We start from the raw sequence: 3,924 nt of genomic DNA on the forward strand, positions 1-3,924 counted from the left end.
AACACGGAAGTTAAGCTCTTCAGCGCCGATGGTAGTAAGGGGTTGTCCCTTGCGAGAGTAGGACGCTGCCAGGCAAACTATTTCAATCATTCCGCAGTAGCTCAGTGGTAGAGCATTCGGCTGTTAACCGAACGGTCGCAGGTTCGAATCCTGCCTGCGGAGCCATGCTTCCATAGCTCAGTTGGTAGAGCACTTCCATGGTAAGGAAGAGGTCGCCGGTTCAAGCCCGGCTGGAAGCTTTGGTGAAAGATGTTGATATTATTATTCGCTTTTCACGAAAAGGTGGTAAGCGTTTTTTTTTATTTTTAATTATGTCGACAAAACTTTGAAATCATTTGGTCATTTATTTTGTTATTTTCGCCTCAATTGTTTGCTATATACATGATAATATAAATACATCTAAATGGATTTCAAAGGCAATATTCTCTCTAAAGAAAAAATTTAAGGCTTCATGGCTTGGTGTTTGTTTTTTTGGATAAAGCAATATAATTTTGTCCATATTTTATAAGCAATCACTCCAATAATACCACCTATGGTATTTAAAATGATATCATCTACATCGGTTCTTCTTACATCTGAATGAAAGTAAGAAGCAATATAGCTTTGTAAAAATTGAAATAGTTCAATTGCTATGGAACATAGTCCAAAATATAAGATAACTTTTTTCGAGTTATTAGTTAAACCAAAATACATGACAGCAAAAGCAAATGGAATAAGCATTAGTAAATTTCCTACTACTTGATATAGCGCATGTGGGTTCATTTCTATTGTTTGAAATATGCTCCTAAGAGGAATGATATTTAGTGGATAGGACTAATAAGGTTCAGAAAAGATGCTATGCCCTAAAAACTTGTTGTTAAACATATATGAGATAGGTATCCATACCGCCTCACTGTAAAGGGCAAAGAAATATGAGTAAAACCTGTTAAGACAAGAACATCCAAAATATTTTTTGCATTCATTTTTTTTATCAATATATAAAGAAGAAAAGTCATTAAGCAAATGTTGACGGTGTTTTCCAACAACTGACCTTTTATAGGATAGGTAGTCAATTGTCTTGGAATAAGCAAAGTTAACGGAATAAGTAATAGGAAATATTTTTTAAGTCCATCGCTCCCAAAGAAAATAAATTACTTTAATAAATTTAGTTTATCCTCAAATAAAGAAAAAATATTTCAAAATCCTAATCAAAATGCTTTTTAGCCCGCTTTTTAATCATTGTGATTGCATTTTTAACAGAGAGTTCACCTTCTAACATTTTGTAAAAATACTCGCTGTTTAACTTTTGTAAATAAACATAATCCTTATATGATATTGTATCATTTACAAGAGGACCTTCTCCACTAGTAAAGAAGTTTTTGTTAATATTTGTCATTTTTTTGATAAACACTTATAGTATCTTTATCTTGATAAGTCATAAAATCCCCCAAAAATGCAGTTTCATGCATTATTCCCTGTAAAGCATACTCTTTACTCATAACAAATCTTAAAACCCTCCATGCAATATCTTTAATTTTTGATTGACTTGAAATCATTAAGTTTGCTATCTACTTTGACAAATGTCATATTTGGATGATCTGAATAAACAGGAGTAGGAAGAATCTCAAAATTAAACTCTTTGTACGTAGCATCCCGATTGTTAGTATTATATAAATCTTGTAATCCAACAGGATATCCAATTCTCATGGCAACTTTTCCTCTATAAAATTCTTCGTCGCTTGCGTCATTTAAACCATATATACGGTAAAGTCTTACAAACCTATTGATAAAAGCTTCCCATTCCTTTTCATTTGGATACACTTCTTTTTTGTTTCATCATAGAGGGAAAGCTGCTTAGGTAGAATAAGTAGAGGTAAATCTGAAAAAAAGCCAATCTTTCCTTCTGGGCCTAAAAAATTTCATTTTAGGGGTGGACTTTTCGCGATGTCCCTAGATAATGGTCTTAAGGATCATTTGGGGAAATCCTTCTCTCTCCTGTAGCTTTGACTACTTTTTAAGTCTGTTTCTCCAGCTTTTGTTTGAACTTCTAACCCGCAGGCTGTTCCCTCTGGCAACCCATGCTGGAAGTGGCAGCTTCGAGGCAGCTCATGGTAAGTTTTCATACGCGAGGGTGATTGATCGGCAAGTGCGCTAAGAGTCCTTCCCCTGATCCTAAATGAAAGGAGGTTGACCCCTATGAAGTTATTTGTTGGTATCGACGTGAACTTCGCGAGACCTTTTCAAAAAATTCCCCTCATTTTTTTGATGTAAAAATGGAGGAGATCATGCTTTGAACGGAGCAACCAAAAAATCTCCACCAGGAAACTCTTCATTTTCGGTATATTGACAACGAACCATTTTTTCTTTATACTAACATTCGTTGATTGATTGATAAAAAACATGCTAGCGGAAAATCGTTGTTGCAATTGACAAGAAGTGAATTATTATATATAATTTGATTTGTCTTTTTTATCAATGATGTTATTGGCCCGTTGGTCAAGTGGTTAAGACACCGCCCTTTCACGGCGGTAACACGGGTTCGAATCCCGTACGGGTCACCATGGAGGATTAGCTCAGCTGGGAGAGCACTTGCCTTACAAGCAAGGGGTCGGCGGTTCGATCCCGTCATCCTCCACCATTTTTCCAGCTGGTAAGCCCAATATATGGAATGTTGCAAGGTCAATAAGCAGAGACGGTAAAGATTCAAAAATTAATAAACATGCCGGTGTAGCTCAATTGGTAGAGCAACTGACTTGTAATCAGTAGGTTGGGGGTTCGATTCCTCTCGCCGGCATTTACTTTGGAGGGGTAGCGAAGTGGCTAAACGCGGCGGACTGTAAATCCGCTCCCTCAGGGTTCGGCGGTTCGAATCCGTCCCCCTCCACCATCTTTGCTGAAAAATACCGAACTTTATTGAATAATGCGGTTTTTTACTGGAATAATATGTATTGTACATAAATTGTTTTTGTTGGGCTATAGCCAAGCGGTAAGGCAACGGACTTTGACTCCGTGATGCGCTGGTTCGAATCCAGCTAGCCCAGCCATTTTATTTTTTAAATGAAACCTCGGCCTAGTTGGTAGAACTCGCTTAAAGCTTTGTGAAACAACCTATCGCACGGCATTCACGAAAGAATTGGGGAGGAAGTGTCTATCTGGCTTTTAAAAAAGAATTGATTGATTTTAAGCCATTAGCTCAGTTGGTAGAGCAACGAGCAAAGCTTCCATGGATAGGCTGCGAGTTGTCCCGACGCATCCATCATTCCCTGAAAGAGCTGGAAGAGGAAGGGACATCTGACAATAAGTGTTGATGTAATTTTTGAGCCATTAGCTCAGTCGGTAGAGCATCTGACTTTTAATCAGAGGGTCGGAGGTTCGAATCCTCCATGGCTCACCATTTTGCGGAAGTAGTTCAGTGGTAGAACACCACCTTGCCAAGGTGGGGGTCGCGGGTTCGAGTCCCGTCTTCCGCTTTTTTAGCAAAAAGCCCTGACGTTGTTGTCAGGGCTTTTCCGTTGCTTGCGCAGTTGTAAAATGGTGTAAACCGCTTTTAAAATAAATTGACGTACCTCTTGCACTTTAGATCGCATCTTCCGGTGCAATGGTGGCTTTAAAGCCTTTTATAAGGAAAGGGGGGTTATCCTCACTCGCTTTTCTTTCTGCAAAAATCAGCGTTTTCTTCGTTATGCTCATCAATTGGTTGATACAGGCCGGTTTTGATTGCGTAATAATCCATCGCCTCTTGAAGCCATTTTTCTTCTTCCGGTTTAAAAGGGGAAAGAACATAGTCATTAAAGGCTTGGATTTTGTCTTCATCTAACTTGCTGAAAGAATTCATCGCTTCTTCCCCGATAAAATCATATGTTACTTTCTCAGCTTTCGCAGTCCAAAATCTTGTTTAAATGCTTGATGTAAATGGTTTTGGGAAGTACAAAATTATCATTTGAC

General features: G+C 38.2%; 3 protein-coding genes, 9 tRNA genes and 1 rRNA gene. 10 read left to right on the forward strand and 3 right to left on the reverse strand.

What is annotated here, in order from left to right; genetic code table 11:
• From rrf to AC0KTX_RS16435, 3 genes are all read left to right on the forward strand, one after another.
• A 5S ribosomal RNA gene (rrf, locus tag AC0KTX_RS16425) occupies positions 1–74 on the forward strand; the annotation flags it as partial.
• A 16-nt stretch (positions 75–90) separates the two neighbouring features.
• Positions 91–165 (forward strand) — tRNA-Asn (locus tag AC0KTX_RS16430).
• A 1-nt stretch (position 166) separates the two neighbouring features.
• Positions 167–239, forward strand: a tRNA-Thr gene (locus AC0KTX_RS16435).
• Between the two features lie 202 nt (positions 240–441).
• Here AC0KTX_RS16435 and AC0KTX_RS16440 read toward each other — a convergent pair.
• Complete coding sequence (locus tag AC0KTX_RS16440) at positions 442–798, reverse strand: VanZ family protein (RefSeq protein WP_474253135.1); 357 nt, start codon at positions 796–798, stop codon at positions 442–444.
• A 711-nt stretch (positions 799–1,509) separates the two neighbouring features.
• Complete coding sequence (locus tag AC0KTX_RS16445) at positions 1,510–1,800, reverse strand: hypothetical protein (RefSeq protein ID WP_474253133.1); 291 nt, start codon at positions 1,798–1,800, stop codon at positions 1,510–1,512.
• Positions 1,801–2,465: 665 nt separating this feature from the next.
• Here AC0KTX_RS16445 and AC0KTX_RS16450 point away from each other — a divergent pair.
• The 7 genes from AC0KTX_RS16450 to AC0KTX_RS16480 all read left to right on the forward strand — a co-directional run bounded on the left by AC0KTX_RS16450 (position 2,466) and on the right by AC0KTX_RS16480 (position 3,449).
• Positions 2,466–2,540, forward strand: a tRNA-Glu gene (locus AC0KTX_RS16450).
• A gap of 1 nt (position 2,541) precedes the next feature.
• A tRNA-Val gene (locus AC0KTX_RS16455) sits at positions 2,542–2,617 on the forward strand.
• Positions 2,618–2,700: 83 nt separating this feature from the next.
• A tRNA-Thr gene (locus AC0KTX_RS16460) sits at positions 2,701–2,773 on the forward strand.
• An 8-nt stretch (positions 2,774–2,781) separates the two neighbouring features.
• Positions 2,782–2,866, forward strand: a tRNA-Tyr gene (locus tag AC0KTX_RS16465).
• An 82-nt stretch (positions 2,867–2,948) separates the two neighbouring features.
• Positions 2,949–3,023, forward strand: a tRNA-Gln gene (locus tag AC0KTX_RS16470).
• Between the two features lie 274 nt (positions 3,024–3,297).
• Positions 3,298–3,373, forward strand: a tRNA-Lys gene (locus AC0KTX_RS16475).
• A gap of 4 nt (positions 3,374–3,377) precedes the next feature.
• Positions 3,378–3,449: transfer RNA gene (locus AC0KTX_RS16480), tRNA-Gly, on the forward strand.
• 170 nt (positions 3,450–3,619) lie between these two features.
• Here the strand turns inward: AC0KTX_RS16480 and AC0KTX_RS16485 are convergent.
• Positions 3,620–3,814: a hypothetical protein gene (locus AC0KTX_RS16485; protein ID WP_474253134.1), complete on the reverse strand. Its 195-nt coding sequence runs from the start codon at positions 3,812–3,814 to the stop codon at positions 3,620–3,622.
• Positions 3,815–3,924: the final 110 nt, after the last annotated feature.

It is taken from the genome of Aeribacillus sp. JST-2, assembly GCF_056032925.1.

Excerpts from the sequence above, each read along its gene's own strand:
- AC0KTX_RS16485 (WP_474253134.1), bottom strand. The coding sequence starts at position 3,814 with ATGAATTCTTTCAGCAAGTTAGATGAAGACAAAATCCAAGCCTTTAAT.